This is a genomic window from Leifsonia sp. Root1293 (assembly GCF_001425325.1).
Classification (GTDB): Bacteria; Actinomycetota; Actinomycetes; order Actinomycetales; family Microbacteriaceae; genus Orlajensenia.
On the sequence record NZ_LMEH01000002.1, the window covers coordinates 109,225 to 124,399 of the forward strand.

The 15,175-nt window shown below is 68.2% G+C and carries 14 protein-coding genes; 4 read left to right on the top strand and 10 right to left on the bottom strand.

The window, feature by feature from the left end; translation table 11 throughout:
• The first annotated feature begins 11 nt into the window (after positions 1–11).
• Positions 12–1,328 (top strand): MFS transporter, encoded by a 1,317-nt coding sequence (locus ASC59_RS12335; protein ID WP_082513655.1) that lies wholly within the window; start codon positions 12–14, stop codon positions 1,326–1,328.
• A 7-nt stretch (positions 1,329–1,335) separates the two neighbouring features.
• On the opposite strand, the gene ASC59_RS12340 is transcribed toward ASC59_RS12335, so the two are convergent.
• The 3 genes from ASC59_RS12340 to ASC59_RS12350 all read right to left on the bottom strand — a co-directional run bounded on the left by ASC59_RS12340 (position 1,336) and on the right by ASC59_RS12350 (position 5,985).
• Positions 1,336–3,495, bottom strand: coding sequence for an ATP-dependent Clp protease ATP-binding subunit (locus ASC59_RS12340; protein ID WP_082513656.1), 2,160 nt, complete (start codon positions 3,493–3,495; stop codon positions 1,336–1,338).
• 110 nt (positions 3,496–3,605) lie between these two features.
• A complete protein-coding gene (locus ASC59_RS12345; protein WP_055823555.1) occupies positions 3,606–4,277 on the bottom strand; it encodes a GAP family protein in 672 nt (223 codons plus the stop codon).
• 58 nt (positions 4,278–4,335) lie between these two features.
• A complete protein-coding gene (locus tag ASC59_RS12350; protein ID WP_055823558.1) occupies positions 4,336–5,985 on the bottom strand; it encodes a SulP family inorganic anion transporter in 1,650 nt (549 codons plus the stop codon).
• 135 nt (positions 5,986–6,120) lie between these two features.
• Here ASC59_RS12350 and ASC59_RS12355 point away from each other — a divergent pair, with 135 nt between their 5' ends.
• On the top strand, positions 6,121–6,561 hold the full coding sequence (locus ASC59_RS12355; protein WP_055823561.1) for a nitroreductase family deazaflavin-dependent oxidoreductase: 441 nt from the start codon (positions 6,121–6,123) through the stop codon (positions 6,559–6,561).
• Here ASC59_RS12355 and ASC59_RS12360 read toward each other — a convergent pair.
• Positions 6,558–7,082, bottom strand: coding sequence for a DUF2017 family protein (locus tag ASC59_RS12360; RefSeq protein WP_055823563.1), 525 nt, complete (start codon positions 7,080–7,082; stop codon positions 6,558–6,560). The two genes, ASC59_RS12355 and ASC59_RS12360, sit on opposite strands and share 4 nt — an antisense overlap.
• Entirely contained in the window at positions 7,079–7,375 is a 297-nt protein-coding gene (clpS, locus tag ASC59_RS12365) for an ATP-dependent Clp protease adapter ClpS (protein WP_055823566.1), read from the bottom strand. Before clpS ends, ASC59_RS12360 begins: the two co-directional genes overlap by 4 nt.
• 128 nt (positions 7,376–7,503) lie before the next feature.
• On the opposite strand from clpS, the gene ASC59_RS12370 reads away from it, so the two are divergent.
• Positions 7,504–8,889, top strand: a complete 1,386-nt coding sequence (locus tag ASC59_RS12370) for a glycosyltransferase 87 family protein (RefSeq protein WP_157488128.1) — start codon at positions 7,504–7,506, stop codon at positions 8,887–8,889.
• On the opposite strand, the gene ASC59_RS12375 is transcribed toward ASC59_RS12370, so the two are convergent.
• The 5 genes from ASC59_RS12375 to dnaK all read right to left on the bottom strand — a co-directional run bounded on the left by ASC59_RS12375 (position 8,861) and on the right by dnaK (position 14,091).
• Positions 8,861–9,997: a class I SAM-dependent methyltransferase gene (locus ASC59_RS12375; protein WP_055823572.1), complete on the bottom strand. Its 1,137-nt coding sequence runs from the start codon at positions 9,995–9,997 to the stop codon at positions 8,861–8,863. The two genes, ASC59_RS12370 and ASC59_RS12375, sit on opposite strands and share 29 nt — an antisense overlap.
• A 171-nt stretch (positions 9,998–10,168) precedes the next feature.
• On the bottom strand, positions 10,169–10,588 hold the full coding sequence (locus ASC59_RS12380) for a heat shock protein transcriptional repressor HspR (RefSeq protein ID WP_055823575.1): 420 nt from the start codon (positions 10,586–10,588) through the stop codon (positions 10,169–10,171).
• A 14-nt stretch (positions 10,589–10,602) separates the two neighbouring features.
• Positions 10,603–11,589: a DnaJ C-terminal domain-containing protein gene (locus ASC59_RS12385; protein WP_055823578.1), complete on the bottom strand. Its 987-nt coding sequence runs from the start codon at positions 11,587–11,589 to the stop codon at positions 10,603–10,605.
• A 25-nt stretch (positions 11,590–11,614) separates the two neighbouring features.
• Positions 11,615–12,238 carry a nucleotide exchange factor GrpE gene (locus ASC59_RS12390; RefSeq protein ID WP_055823580.1) on the bottom strand — a complete coding sequence of 208 codons (624 nt, stop codon included), beginning with the start codon at positions 12,236–12,238 and terminating at the stop codon, positions 11,615–11,617.
• A gap of 2 nt (positions 12,239–12,240) precedes the next feature.
• Entirely contained in the window at positions 12,241–14,091 is a 1,851-nt protein-coding gene (dnaK, locus tag ASC59_RS12395; RefSeq protein WP_055823583.1) for a molecular chaperone DnaK, read from the bottom strand.
• 333 nt (positions 14,092–14,424) lie between these two features.
• Here dnaK and ASC59_RS12400 point away from each other — a divergent pair, with 333 nt between their 5' ends.
• A complete protein-coding gene (locus tag ASC59_RS12400; RefSeq protein ID WP_157488130.1) occupies positions 14,425–15,042 on the top strand; it encodes a hypothetical protein in 618 nt (205 codons plus the stop codon).
• Positions 15,043–15,175: the final 133 nt, after the last annotated feature.

The window sequence follows — 15,175 nt, forward strand, 5'->3', positions numbered from 1 at the left end:
AGACTTGATCCATGAGCGGTATCGCGGAATTCTGGCGCGCCCTGCCCACGGCCGGGCGGTGGCTGTTGTCCACTGTGGCGATCTCGACGTTCGGCCGAGGTCTCACCCTGCCGTTCACGATCATCTACCTGCACGAGGTGCGCGGGTTCGACCTCGGGCTCTCGGGTGCGCTGATGAGCCTGATCGCCCTGACCGGCCTCATCGTCACCGGGCCCGGCGGCACCCTCATCGACCGCTTCGGCGCGAGGATCGTGCTGCTCGTCGGGCTGACCTCGATGGTGGCCGGATGCACGCTGCTCGCCTTCTCGACCGACCCTGCCGTGGCGGCCGTGGCACTGGTGCTGATCGGCGTGAACTTCGGAGTCTCGTGGCCGGGCATCAACGCCCTCATCGCGACGGTCGTGCAGGGCGACCTGCGCCAGCAGTACTTCGGCGTCAACTTCGCCCTCGTGAACCTCGGCATCGGGGTCGGAGGCATCATCGGCGGCTTCTACGTCGATGTGGCCGACCCCGGCACCTTCGTCACGGTCTTCCTCATCGATGCCGCGAGCTCGCTCGTCCCGATGGCGCTGCTGCTCGGACCGCTGCGGCGCATCAACACGCAGAGCCCATCCGATGGGGACGACGCCCCGACCAGCGGGTACCGGGAGATCCTCCGGCAGCCCGCCATCCGCTGGCTGACCCTGCTCACCTTCGTCTCCGTGTTCATCGGCTACGGACAGATGGAGGCCGGGTTCCCCGCATTCGCCCGGCAGGTGTCCGGGGTGTCGACGCAGGTGATCGGCTTCGCCTTCGCCGTGAACACCGCCGTGATCGTGCTGCTGCAGTTCGCCGTGCTGAAACGGCTGACCGGGCGCCGACGCACGCGCGCCATGCAGGTGATGGCCGCTGTGTGGGGGGCGTCCTGGCTGGTGCTCGGCGCGACCGGGCTGCTTCCCGATTCCCTCGCCGCCGCGATCGGCGTGCTCGCCTTCATGGGGATCTTCGCCTTCGGCGAGACGCTCCTGCAGCCGACGGTTCCCGCCGTCTACAACGACCTCGCGACAGACCGCACCCGCGGACGGTACAACGCCGTCAACTCGGCGGCCTTCCAGGGCGGAGCCATCACGGGCCCTGTGGCAGCAGGGCTCCTGCTCGACGCCGACCTCGGAGGCTGGTACATCGCACTCATGGTCGCCGGCTGCGCGGCCATCTGCGTTCTCGCCGCAGTGCTCGAGCGCCGCATTCCGGCGAGCGCCAACGGCGTCACCGCGCACGAGGGCGCCGGGCCCGTGGGCTCGGCCGAGCCCACGGGTGCTGCCGACGCCGACACTCACGCCGCCGACTGAGCAGCGACTACGCCTCGGCGCGTTCGACCGTCAGGGACTCCCCGTCGTCGGCGAGGCCGACCAGCACGCTGTCGCCGTCGCGGATCACGCCGCCCAGCAGCGCCCGGGCCAGCCTGTCGTCGATCTCGTGCTGCATGAGACGGCGGAGCGGCCGAGCTCCGTAGATCGGGTCGTAGCCGCGTTCGGCCAGCCACGCCCGGGCATCCGGAGTCACTCCGAGCTGCAGGCGACGCTCGCCCAACCTCGTCGACAACCTGTCGATGTAGAGGTTCACGATCTCTGCCAGCTCGTCCTGCGACAGCGCGGAGAACACCACGATGTCGTCGAGGCGGTTGACGAACTCCGGCTTGAAGGCCTGGCGCACGAGCTGTTGCACGGCGCGCTCCTTCTCCTCCCACTCGATGGACGGGTCGATGAGGATCTGCGACCCGAGGTTCGAGGTGAGCACGAGGATGACGTTGCGGAAGTCGACGGTGCGACCCTGACCGTCGGTGAGCCTGCCGTCGTCGAGCACCTGCAGGAGGATGTCGAAGACCTCCGGATGCGCCTTCTCCACCTCGTCGAGCAGGATGACCGAGTACGGCCGACGCCGCACGGCCTCGGTCAGCTGGCCGCCCTGCTCGTAGCCGATGTAGCCGGGAGGGGCACCGACGAGTCGCGAGACGCTGTGCTTCTCGCCGTACTCCGACATGTCGATGCGCACCATGGCACGCTCGTCATCGAACAGGAAGTCGGCGAGCGCCTTGGCCAGCTCGGTCTTGCCGACACCCGTCGGGCCGAGGAACAGGAAGGAGCCCGTGGGCCGGTTCGGGTCGCTGATGCCGGCGCGCGACCGGCGGACGGCATCCGCCACCGCGGCGACGGCGGGCTTCTGCCCGATGAGACGACGACCCAGCTCGCTCTCGAGGTGCAGTAGCTTCTCGGTCTCGCCCTGAAGCAGGCGGCCGACGGGAATGCCCGTCCAGGCCGCGATCACGGCGGCGATGTCCTCCTCGGTCACCTGCTCGTTGACCATCCGCTCCTCGTCCGGAGCGCTCTCGGCCTGCTCTGCTGCCAGCAGGTGCTCCTGCAACTCCTTGATGGTGGTGTACTCCAGCCGTGACGCCTCGGCGTAGTTCGCCTCGCGCATGGCGCGGTCACGGGCGGTGTACGCCTCGTCGAGCTGCTTCTTGAGGTCGCCGACACGGTTGAGCGATGCGCGCTCCCGCGTCCATCGCTCCTCGAGGCCGAGCAGTTCGTGCTCCTTCTCGACGAGCTCGTCGCGGAGCTTGGCCAGGCGCGCCTTCGAGGCGTCGTCCTTCTCCTTCTTGAGCGCGAGCTCCTCGAGCCGCATCCGGTCGACGGCGCGCTTGAGCTGGTCGATCTCCACGGGCGACGAGTCGATCTCCATCTTGAGCCGGCTCATGGCCTCGTCGACGAGGTCGATGGCCTTGTCGGGCAGCTGCCTGGCCGAGATGTAGCGATTGCTGAGGGATGCCGCGGCGACGAGGGCGGCATCCGTGATCGTGACACCGTGATGGGCCTCGTACCGACCCTTCAGTCCTCGCAGGATGGCGACGGTGTCCTCGACGGATGGCTCGCCGACGTACACCTGCTGGAAGCGCCGTTCGAGCGCGGCGTCCTTCTCGATGTACTCGCGGTACTCGTTGAGGGTCGTGGCTCCGATGAGGCGCAGCTCGCCGCGAGCCAGCATGGGCTTCAGCATGTTCGACGCCGCGACGGAGCCCTCTCCGCCTCCGGCGCCCATGAGCAGGTGCAGCTCGTCGACGAAGGTGATGATCTCACCGGCGGCGTCGTTGATCTCTTTGAGCACGGCCTTCAGGCGCTCCTCGAACTGGCCGCGGTACATCGCACCGGCGACGAGGGCCGAGATGTCGAGCGAGACGAGTCGCTTGTTCTTCAGCGACTCGGCGACGTCTCCCGCGACGATGCGCTGGGCGAGGCCCTCGACGACAGCGGTCTTTCCGACGCCCGGCTCGCCGATGAGCACGGGGTTGTTCTTCGTGCGACGAGTCAGCACCTGGCTGACGCGCCGGATCTCGGCGTCCCGTCCGATCACGGGGTCGAGCTTGCCGGCCGCCGCGATGGCCGTGAGGTCGATGCCGTACTGTTCCAGCGCCGACTTCTGCTCCTCCTGAGAGCTCGGCGCGCCCTGCATGTTCGCCATGGCAGTTCCAATCGATAAGTTGAGTCTGCTTATATCAACTTTATCGCGCGGCGATGTATTCCACGAGTGTCGCGTTATTTCGGGCCGGATCGGGACTTTCGGATGTCGCCCTAGAAGCTGCCGATACCCTTGCCGATCATCACGACGCCGATCACGAGCAGCAGAACGGCCATCACCGTGGCGTTGTTCTGCACCAGCCAAGCGCGCAGTGCTTCGAGGGGTGCCGCCATCTTCGACGATGCCGCCAGGTACGCGATCACGGGCAGCGCCACTGTGATGGCGGCGATGATCACGAAGACGATGGTGACGACGACGATCTCGCCGATCTCGAGGCCGGCCGTTCCGATGGTGACGCCGGCCCCGACGGCCATGAGCAGGTTCTTGGGGTTCACCGCGGCGAGCACGAACCCGAGGATGAAGCCACGGGTGGTGGTCATCGTGTCGATGGCGGCCATCCACTTGGGCAGCACCGCCTCGGCTCCGTCCCGGGGGCGCGACCTCCACTGGCGCCAGGCGAGGAAGAGCAGGGCCAGACCGAGGAGCAGCTTGATGACGCCCGCAACCGGCTTCGCGGCATCCGGATCGCTGGCCGGGATGATCGCGGCCAGCAGTTCGAACACCACGACGGCGACGACGATGCCGAGAATCCACCCGAGCAGGAACCCGACGCCGGTGCTCTTGGCTCGGGGGGAGAGCAGCATGAGGATGGCGGCGATGATCGGGATCGGGCTGATGGCGATTCCGAGCGCGAGGGGAAGGATGTCCCCGATGACACTGCCCATGCGTGTTCCTCCGTCGACCGCGGGGGCTCGACGAGTGCCGGCGCCCCTCGGCTCGACGCTAGCGCACAGCGTCCGCGAGGGCGGCGATGGCCGCGCGATTCGTCGCGAAGACGGGCTGCTGGTGCAAGATGCCGAGCTTCACGAGCCGCGCATGCGCATCCGGTCTCATGCGACTGAAGGCGAGCTCGACACCCTGCGAGTCGAGCCAGTCCGACAGAGCTTCGAAGGCCTCGGCTCCGGTGACGTCGACATCGGTCACGGCTTCCATGTCGACGACGAGGTGGTGCACGCCGCCGGACGGCACCGCTGAGACGGCCACCTTCACGGCGTCGCCGAAGACGGACCCGTTGGCGAAGAACAGCGGAGCCGACAGTCGCACCACGATCACGCCTGGCGCGGTCACGGCACCGCTCGGAGCCTCGTCGAGCAGGGAGCTCGCGGGATCGCCATCCGCGGCGAGCACGTCGATGGCCGGGTGGGAGGCGCGCTGGGCCAGATTGACGAGAGCGAGCACGAAGGCGACGAGGATGCCCGGGATCGATCCGATGAAGAGCGTGACGAGGAAGCACACCGCGCCGATCATGAACTCGAAGCGGTCGATCCTCCAGAGTGCGCGGAATTCGCGGATGCCGAGCAGGGGAACCACGGCGAAGGCGACGATGGCACCGATCGCCGGCGATGGGATGTCGGCCAGCAATGCGGTGCCGAAGACCAGGAGCAGCACGGTCCCGGCGGCCATCACGAGCGACGGAAGCTGCGTGCGAGACCCCGCCTGGTCCATGGCCGCCGTACGCGACGTCGATGAGCCGACCGAGAAGCCGCCCGAGGCGCCGGCGGCGATGTTGGCCGCACCGAAGGCGAACAGGTCGCGGTTGGGTGAGGTGGCGTAGCGGTGCTTCTCGCCGTAGGAACGGGAGACCAGCAGCCCCTCGGCGGTGGTCACCAGAGTGAGCGCCATGGCCGACGGGATGAGGGCGAGCCAGGTGGTCCACTCGATCACCGGCCAGGTGAGGGTGGGCGGCCCCGCCTCGACCGGTCCGAGCACGGCGACACCGGCGTCGTCGAGTCCGCCGACCACCACGGCGACGGTCGCGAGGATCAGCACGACGAGCGCCCACGGCACGGAGCGGGCGAAGCGCTTTCCGAGAATCAGCACGGCCAGCGCGAGCAGCGAGATGAGCAACGACCAGGCGTTCATCGTGCCCATGCCGGTCACGAGACCGACGACCTTGTCGACGAATTCCCCACCCGAGTCGATCTTCACCCCCAGCATCTTGGCGATCTGGCTGACCAGGATGTCGAGCGCCAGGCCGCCGACGAAGCCCACGAGGATGGGCTTCGACAGGAAGTTGGCGAGGAACCCGAGCTTGAACCAGGCGAGGGCGAGGAACATGAACCCGCAGAGGATCGCCTGCGCCAGGGCGAGGGTGAGGTAGTCGGCGCTGCCAGCGACGGCGAGTCCGCCGATCGACGAGGCGACGAGTGCTGCTGCAGCGGCATCCGGGGACGCCACCACCTGGCGCGACGAGACCGTCAGGGCGTACACCACGGCCGGCAGGACCAGGGCGTAGAGCCCGGCCGTCGGTGGGAGTCCGGCGATCTGCGCGTAGCCGATGTTCAACGGGATCGCGATGGCCAGCAGAGTCACGCCGGCCGTGAGTTCTCGCACGATGTTGCTGCGATTCAGGCCCACGAGCGGCTTCTGCATTGCGTCCCTTCGACGGGCGGTGCGGAGCGATCGCGGCGCGTCCGCGACCTCTCTCGACAGTACTGGCGGGGTGGATGCCGCGCCACGACGTGGCAGGGTGGATGTGCAGCACTCTCAACAGACAGGGGACGACGGATGCCGCTCGAAGGCGAATACGAACACGGAAGCGCAGACTTCGCGCGCAAGCAGGTCGAGGGCTTCGAGGCCTCGAACGGCGCGAAGCACAACACCATGCGCGGCAAGCCGATCATCGTGCTCACCAGCCGCGGCGCCAAGTCGGGCAAGCTCCGGAAGACACCGCTCATGCGTGTGGAGCACGACGGGGAGTACGCCGTCGTCGCCTCGCTCGGGGGAGCCCCGAAGCACCCGGTCTGGTACCACAACCTCAAGGCCGACCCGCATGTCGAGCTGCAGGACGGCGCCGAGAAGCACGACTACGACGCCCGCGAGGTCTCCGGCGAGGAGTACGCGGCCTGGTGGGAGCGCTCGGTGGCGGCCTGGCCCGACTACGCCGAGTACCAGAAGAAGACCGACAGGCTCATCCCGGTCTTCGTGCTGACGCGACGCGAGAGCTAGTCGGCCGCCCCACCCTCGGCATCGCCCTCGAGCTCGAGCGACTCCAGGGCGGCGATGATCGCACCCTGCAGCCACCCCAGCCAGTCGTAGAGCGGCAGCAGGGTGAGCAGCTCGTCGTCGGGCTCGATCTCGCTGTCGTCGTCCTCGATGCCGAGCCTGTCGGCCAGAACCGTGCGCACGTCGGTGAGGTGGGTGAGCCACGGCCAGACATCGTCGTCGTCGAGTTCGACCTCGACGATCTCGCCCGGATCGAGTTCGCCGACGGATGCCGCAGCGTGCACTGCGCGGGCGGCGTTGACCTTGCCCTCGGCGAGGCCGGCCTTCTCGAAGCGCTCGAACTCGGCCGCCGCAGCCGAGTCGTCGCGGTACGCCGGAGGAAACAGTCGCGTGAACGCACTGTCCTGAGGGGCATCGGTGATGAGGTCGGCGATCTGTGCGGCGAGATCGGCCAGCATCGTGGCCTCGTCGGGTTCGAAGTCGATGCGGATGCGGCCGGCATCCGTCAGCTGAACGCTCGTCATGCGTCTTCCCTGGCCACGGACGCCTGCAGCCCGTAGCCGTGCATGGCGGCCACGTGCCGCTCCATCTGCTCGCGATTGCCGCTGGCCACTGTGGCGCGGCCCTCGTTGTGCACCAGCAGCATGAGGCGGTCGGCCTCGGCGGCCGAGTAGCCGAAGTAGCTGCGGAACACGTAGGCGACGTAGTTCATGAGGTTGACCGGGTCGTTCCAGACGATGGTCACCCACGGCGTCGCGAGGGCATCGCGCAGCTGGCCCTCGAGGCGGGTGTCGATCTGTTCCAGTGTGTCGGGCATCCCATCAAGCGTCCCACGAACGGCAGCGGGGCGCATCCGGCTTGCGCGGTGATATCCGGATGCCGTGTCATAGGAGGATCCAAGCAAACGCCCATCCCGGATGCAGAGTTCGGGCATAGCGTGCGCAGGTGCCCGCCACTCTTCTACTCCCGGCCGACCTCGGCCGGAGCCGCGGCATCCAGTGGCGGCTCCTCCCTCGACGCCTGGTGCGGTCTCGTCGGGCCCTGGTGATCGCGTTCGTGCTGCTGCACCTGGCTTTCCTCGCGTGGCTGCTCCCGCTCATGCTGGCCGGCGCCGTCGCCGGCGACCTTCCGCTCTACCGCCAGTGGGCCATGCACGTCGTCGATCACGGCGTCTGGGTCGGCATCGACAGCGACTGGGTCTACCCGGTGGGCGCCCTCGTGCCCGTCGTGCTGCCGGCCGTCTTCGGAGCCGGCCCCTATCAACTGGTCTGGTTCCTGCTGCTCACCGCGGCGAACGGCGTCTCGCTCTGGGTGCTGACGGATGCCGGCAGGCGGCGCAGCGCCTACCCGGCTGCGTGGTGGTGGCTCGGCGTCCTGCTGCTGCTCAGCCCCGTGGCACTGCTGCGGCTCGAGGGATTCACCGGACCGATGGTGATCGTCGCGCTGGTGCTACTGGGGACGCGGCCGCGGCTCGCCGCCGCACTGCTCTCCGCCGCCGCCTGGATCAAGGTGTGGCCCGCCGCGGTTGTGCTCGCCGCCGTGATCTCCTCCGGGCGACGGCGGGTCATCGCGATCTCGGCGGCGCTCACCTCTCTCGTCATCGTCGCGACCGCGGTCGCCGCCGGAGGGATCACCCATGTCGCGAGCTTCCTGACGACCCAGGGCAGCCGACATCTGCAGCTCGAGTCGGTGCTCGGGACCCCCTGGCTGTGGATGGCCATCGCCCACGTTCCCGGCGCCGAGGTCTACCAGGACTGGGCGCTCGAGACGCGTGAGGTGAGCGGACCCGGGGACATCTGGATTCTCGAGAACGGCACCGGCGTGATGCTGGTCGCCGTCGCTGCGATCGCCGTTGTGATCGGCTGGGCGCACCAGAGGTCACGGCCAGCCGGCGAGACCCGCCTGCTCCTCACGGGCGCCCTCGCGCTGGCGACGGCGTTCATCGTGTTCGACAAGGTGGGCTCTCCCCAGTACATGCTGTGGCTCGCGCCCATCGTGGTGGTCGGCATCGCACAGCTCGGACGAGCCTGGAGGGTTCCGGCCGTCCTGCTGACGGTGATCGCCGCTGCCACCACACTGGTGTTCCCGCTGTTCTACCTCGAGCTCATCGATCTGGATCCGTGGGCCGCGTCCGTGCTCGGCGTGCGCAACCTGCTGCTCGTCGTGCTGCTCGGATGGACCGTGAGGGAGCTCTGGCGCATCGGCAGGGCGGGCGGTGTCACTGAGGCCGGTGTCGCTGAAGCCCGTGTCACTGAGCCCCGAGTCGCCAGGCCCCGTCTCGACGCGACCCGAACAGGCAGGGTCACAGGCGGGTCGAGACCGTCACGGTGAACTTGTCGTTGCGCGCCACCTGACGGGTGGGCCCGACGAGGCTGGTGAGCGCCGATCGATAGCCGAGGTGCGTGTTCCAGACCGTCCAGAGCTCGCCCCCGGGCGCCAGCACTCGTCCGGCGTCGGCGAACAGCTTGTGCGCGAGGCCGGTGTGCACTGTGGCGCCGATGTGGAACGGCGGGTTGAGCACGATGAACTCGGCGCTGGCATCGGCCTGCCGGCTGAGCCCGTCGTCGCGCACGACGCTAACGCGGTCGGCGACGCCGTTGGCCTCTGCGGTCTCGCGGGTCGATGCCACGGCAGCCGAGGACTGGTCGGTCGCGATGACACGGATTTCGGGGCGGCGGAGCGCCAGCGCTGTGCCCAGCACCCCCGTGCCGCATCCGAGGTCGATCACGCTCGTGGCATCCGGTGCAGCCTGACCCAGGTGGCCGAGCAGCATCCGCGTTCCCATGTCGACGGATGCCCCGGCGAAGGCGGCAGCGTGGGCCACGATCTCGAGGTCGAGGGCGTCGTCGTGACTGCGGCGCGGCCAGCGGGGCGGCGCCGGCGGGGTGCCCTCGGCGCTCCGGCGGAGCTCCGTGGCGAGCAGCACGCGCGACTTCTGGCGCGCGAGACTCACGTCGACGCGGCCGAAATGGCGCAGCAGCACATCGTTCTGCGCGGGTGTCATGTGCTTGAGGCGACCGCCGGCCACGACGCGCACGTCGGGTTCGGCGAAGCGCGCGATGGCCTCCGCGATCTCGTCGAGGGCGTCGAGGCCGCGCGGCAGCCGCAGCAGCACGATGGAGGCGCCGCTCAGCAGCTGCTCGTCGAGTCCGTGCGCGGAGTAGACGTCGGCGAGGTCGGCGGCGGTCGCGTTGTTGGCCAGAGCCAGTTCGCCCGAGAGGTCATCCTGGTGGGTGCGGATGCCCGTCACCTCGTAGAGCGCCGCGGCACCGAGGGTGAGCGCTCCGTAGTCGTCGCCGATGACCACGACGGATCCGGGTGCTGCGTCGAGCAGCGCCGGGCCGGCCTCGTCGATGATGAGCCTGTCGGCCGCGTCGGAGGCGAACAGGTTCGGCGCCTCGACGTCGGGGAACCGGCGGAGGGACTCGAACTCGAACATGTGCCAAGGCTACGCGCCCGAGCGCTCCCGCTGGTCGAGTAGTGCCCGAGCGGAGCGAGGTCACGTATCGAGACCACCGTTCGGATTCGCGGAGTGATCTCGATACGCCTGCTCGCTTCGCTCGCGGGCTACTCGATCAGCGGGGCCCGCCTGCTCGCTGCGCTCGCGGGACTACTCGCTCTGCTCCAGCGGCCGCCAGACCACGAGTTGGGTGGAGCGCCGCACGCGGGTTCCGGCCTTCAACGAGATGACGTCGCCCTTCGACCCCGCGGCGAACACCCGACGCCCCGGACGCTGGAGCATCTCATCGGCGAGTGCCGCTTCGAGTTCGTGCACCCGTTCGGTGAGGGTGACGACCTGGTTCTCCAGTTCGAGCACCCGCTTGATGCCCTCGAGGCTCACTCCCTCGGCGCTCAGCCGGGCGATCTCGCGCAGCTGGACGACATCGTGCATCGAGTAGCGACGTGACTGGCCCGAGGTGCGCGACGGAGACACCAGTCCGAGCCTGTCGTACTGACGCAGGGTCTGCGGATGCATGCCGGCGAGCTCGGCGGCAACCGAGATGCCGAAGATGGCGCTGTGCTCATTCATCCGCAGACCGCCCGTCAACCCCGGGCTCGCGCCAGCAACTCGTCACGCGGATTCTCCGAGGGGAGAGCGGCGGCGAGAGCTTCGACGGCCTCCTGCGCCTCCTTGGAGAGGTGCGACGGCACGGCGATCTGCACGACGGCGAGAAGGTCGCCCGTGCCCTTCGTCGTGGAGACGCCACGACCCTTCACGCGCAGCACACGGCCGCCGGGGGTTCCCGGAGCCACGCGCAGCTTCACGATGTCCCCACCGAGGGTCGGCACCTCGATCGTGGCGCCGAGGGCGGCCTCCACGAAGGTCACGGGCACCGTCACGCGGAGGTTGAGGCCGTCGCGCTCGAAGACGGGGTGCTTGCGCACGGCGACCGTGAGGATGAGGTCACCGGCCGCCCCGCCGTCGGGCGACGGCTCGCCCTTGCCGCGCAGCCGGATCTTCTGCCCGTCGGAGACACCGGCCGGGATCTTGACCTTGATCTCCCGACCGGCCGATGTCTGCAGGGTGATGGTCTCGCCCGTGACAGCCGTCTGGAAGTCCAGGGTCGTCGACGCCGAGACGTCGCGTCCGGGCGTCGGGCCGCCGAAGCCGCGATACCCGCCGGTCGACTGTCCGAACCGGCCACCCTGACCACCGAACATGCCGCCCAGCAGGTCGTCGAACTGGGTCTGCTGACTGTACTGCTGACCGCGCGCTCCACCGCCGAACATGCCGCCGAAGACGTCCTCGAAGCCACCCTGACCGCCGGCGCCTCCTGCTGTGAAGCGGGCACCGCCGCCCATCGCGCGCACGGCGTCGTACTCCTTGCGCTGCTCGGGGTCGGAGAGCACCGAGTTCGCCTCGCTGATCTCCTTGAACTTCGCCTCCGCCGCAGCGTTCCCCGGGTTGGAATCGGGGTGGTACTTGCGGGCGAGCTTGCGGTAGGTCTTCTTCAGGTCGGCCTGCGTCACATCCTTCGAGACGCCGAGAACCTTGTAGAAGTCCTTGTCGAACCAGTCCTGGCTGGCCATCTGGCTCCCTTCTGAGGTTCTGGGCCTAGGCCGGAACCTTCACGACGACCTTGGCCGCGCGAAGCATGGAGGAACCCAGGTAGTAGCCGGTCTCGACGACGTCGGCGACAGTGTCAGTCTCCACCTCGTCGGTCGGCTGCTGGAAGATCGCCTCGTGGATGTTCGGGTCGAACAGGTCGCCGACGGTTCCGAATGGGGTGAGTCCGAGTCGCTCGACGGATGTCCGCAGCTTCGACGCGATGGTCGAGAACGCAGACTCGCCCTCGAGGTCACCGTGCTTCTCGGCACGGTCGAGGTCGTCGAGCACGGGGAGGAGGATCTTGACGACCTCTCCCATGGAGCGCTCGCGCTCGACCTCGCGGTTCGCGTCGGTGCGCTTGCGGTAGTTCGCGTACTCGGCGGTGACCCGCTTGAGGTCGGTGAGGTGCTGTTCAGCGAGTTCCTCGGCGGACGACTGGCCCGAGAGGAAACTCAGGTCGGCATCCGAGAGGCTCGTCTCGACATCAGGGCCCTCGAAGCCTTCCTCGACATCGGCCCCCGACAGTCCAGCCTCGGGGGCGTCCTGTGCGGACGCCCCGTCGGTCTGGGACTGCTCGGGGCCGTCGACAGGCTCAGGAGCCGTGTTCTCGTTGTCCCGATCGTCGGCCATGGTTACTTCTGCTCCTCGTCGTCGACGACCTCGGCGTCCACGACATCCTCATCGGATGCGGCAGGCTGCTCTGCACCGTCGGCGGGAGCGGCATCCGGAGCAGCCTGCGACTGCGAGTAGATGGCCTCTCCGAGCTTGCCCTGCGACGCGTTGAGCTTGTCGAAGGCGGTCTTCACGGCCTCGTCGTCATCGCCGGCGAGGGCGCTCTTGAGGGCGTCGACGTCGCCCTGCACCTCGGACTTGACGTCCTCGGGGAGCTTCTCCTCGTTGTCCTTGATGAGCTTCTCGATCGAGTAGACGAGCTGCTCGGCGGAGTTGCGGGTCTCGGCGGACTCACGACGCTTCTTGTCGTCTGCGGCGTTCTCCTCCGCCTCACGCACCATGCGCTCGATGTCCTCCTTGGGCAGCGAGGAGCCGCCCGTGATGGTCATCGACTGCTCGGTGCCGGTGCCCTTGTCCTTCGCGGACACGTGCACGATGCCGTTGGCGTCGATGTCGAAGGTGACCTCGACCTGCGGAACGCCCCGGGGAGCCGGAGCGATGCCGGTGAGCTCGAAGGTGCCGAGCGGCTTGTTGTCGCGGGTGAACTCGCGCTCGCCCTGGAAGACCTGGATGGCCACGGACGGCTGGTTGTCGTCGGCCGTGGTGAAGGTCTCGCTGCGCTTGGTCGGAATGGCCGTGTTGCGCTCGATGAGCTTGGTCATGATGCCGCCCTTGGTCTCGATGCCGAGGCTGAGGGGGGTGACGTCGATGAGCAGCACGTCCTTGCGCTCACCCTTGAGAACGCCGGCCTGGAGGGCGGCGCCCACGGCGACGACCTCATCGGGGTTGACGCCCTTGTTGGGCTCCTGGCCGGTCTCCTTCTTCACGAGGTCGGAGACGGCGGGCATACGGGTCGATCCACCGACTAGCACGACATGCGCGATGTCGGAGAGCTTCACGCCGGCCTCGCGGATGACGTCCTCGAAGGGCTTCTTCGTGCGGTCGAGCAGGTCGGTCGTCATGTTCTCGAACTCGGCGCGGGTGAGCGTCTCGTCGAGGTTGGCCGGGCCGTTCTCGGTGAGCGAGAGGTACGGGAGCTGGATGGTGGCCTTCATGGAGGAGCTGAGCTCCTTCTTGGCCTGCTCTGCAGCCTCCTTCAGGCGCTGCTTGGCGATCTTGTCGTTCGAGACGTCGACGCCGGTGGAGTCCTTGAAGCGCTTGATCAGCCAGTCGACGATGCGCTGGTCCCAGTCGTCTCCACCGAGGCGGTTGTCACCGGCGGTGGCACGCACCTGGATGGTCGAGAAGTCGTCGTCCTTGCCCACCTCGAGGAGGGAGACGTCGAAGGTTCCACCACCGAGGTCGAAGACGAGGATCAGCTCGTCCTCCTTGCCGCGGTCGAGGCCGTACGCCAGGGCAGCGGCGGTCGGCTCGTTGATGATGCGAAGCACGTTGAGGCCCGCGATCTCGCCAGCCTCCTTGGTGGCCTGGCGCTCGGCGTCGTTGAAGTAAGCGGGAACCGTGATGACGGCATCCGTCACCGTGTCGCCCAGGTACTGCTCCGCGTCGCGCTTGAGCTTGGAGAGGATGCGCGAGGAGATCTCCTGCGCGGTGTACTTCTTGCCGTCGATGTCGGTCTTCCAGTCGGTGCCCATGTGGCGCTTGACGCTGGAGATGGTGCGGTCGACGTTGGTCACGGCCTGGCGCTTGGCGGTCTCGCCGACGAGCACCTCGCCGTCCTTCGTGTACGCGACCACCGACGGGGTGGTGCGGAAGCCCTCGGCGTTCGCGATGACCTTGGGCTCGCCACCCTCGAGGACGCTGACGACCGAGTTGGTGGTTCCGAGGTCGATACCTACTGCACGTGACATGTGTGTTTCTCCTTCTGCCGCTTGTGATGCCGCGGCCTGTGGTTCGGCCTTGCGGCCTGCCCTTCGGCAGGCTCGTGAGAGCGATCCGAAGTCTGTACATCAAGACTTGAGCCTTGATGACTCAAGTGTTCCACTGGGGCGAAAGGGTGTCAAGCCGAAGTGGCCAAAGTTGAGTCGGACCCACTCAACTCTCAGCTTGACTCGTTGTCGAAGCCCTGACCATGCGCCGATTTCGCGGCCGTCAGGCGGCGGCCGGAGTCGAACGGATATCGCTTGCAGCACGATCCCCGCCATTCCCGGCCAATCGTGATCTCGGCTGCCTACGATGGCGCCATGCCGACCCGGACGCCCACCGCCCTCGTTGCACTGCCCGCCACCGTGGCCATCGCCGCCGCGCTCGCGCTCGCGCTCAGCGGGTGCGCCGGAGGATCGCCGGCACCATCGGATGCCGCATCCGACTCCCCGAACCCGACGCCGACCTTCGGGCCCTCGACGTCGTCGCCGGCTTCGTCGTCGCCCGTCGCCCCGCGAGACCAGTCCGCGTTCGGGACCGAATCACCCATCTACGCCCCGGGCTGCGAGACGTTCCTGACCGAGGAGCAGACTGTCGCTCTTGTCGACCAGGGCTACGTGCCGGACCCCACGTCGACGTGGCCAGACGTCATGGCCGAGGCCGCTGCCGCCGGCGGCACCTGGTGCGCCTGGACCGCGCCGGACGGGTCGCCCGACATCCGGGGCGGTGTCGTCGCGATTCCCGAAGCGCTGTGGCAGGCCAAGCGCGGTGACCTCATCGCTCAGGGCGCCACCGAGGATGACGCGAGCCGGCCCGGCTTCATCGCCCTGCCCGACGAGGGCGCGCCCGATGTCGACGGCGGATTCGTCTACGCCGACGGCTACCTCGTGTACGTCAGCGATCCGAAGCTGGCGGCATCCGTCACCGTGCTGCAATGATGACGGGCTCCACACGCCCGCCGCTCGGCGCAGCAGTAGTGGTTGGAATCGGCGCTCGATAGCGACCTCAAGTGCTGCGCAGTTCGTCATCACGCTTCCTCCACAGGGACCGTGGAACGGACGCGATTCACCG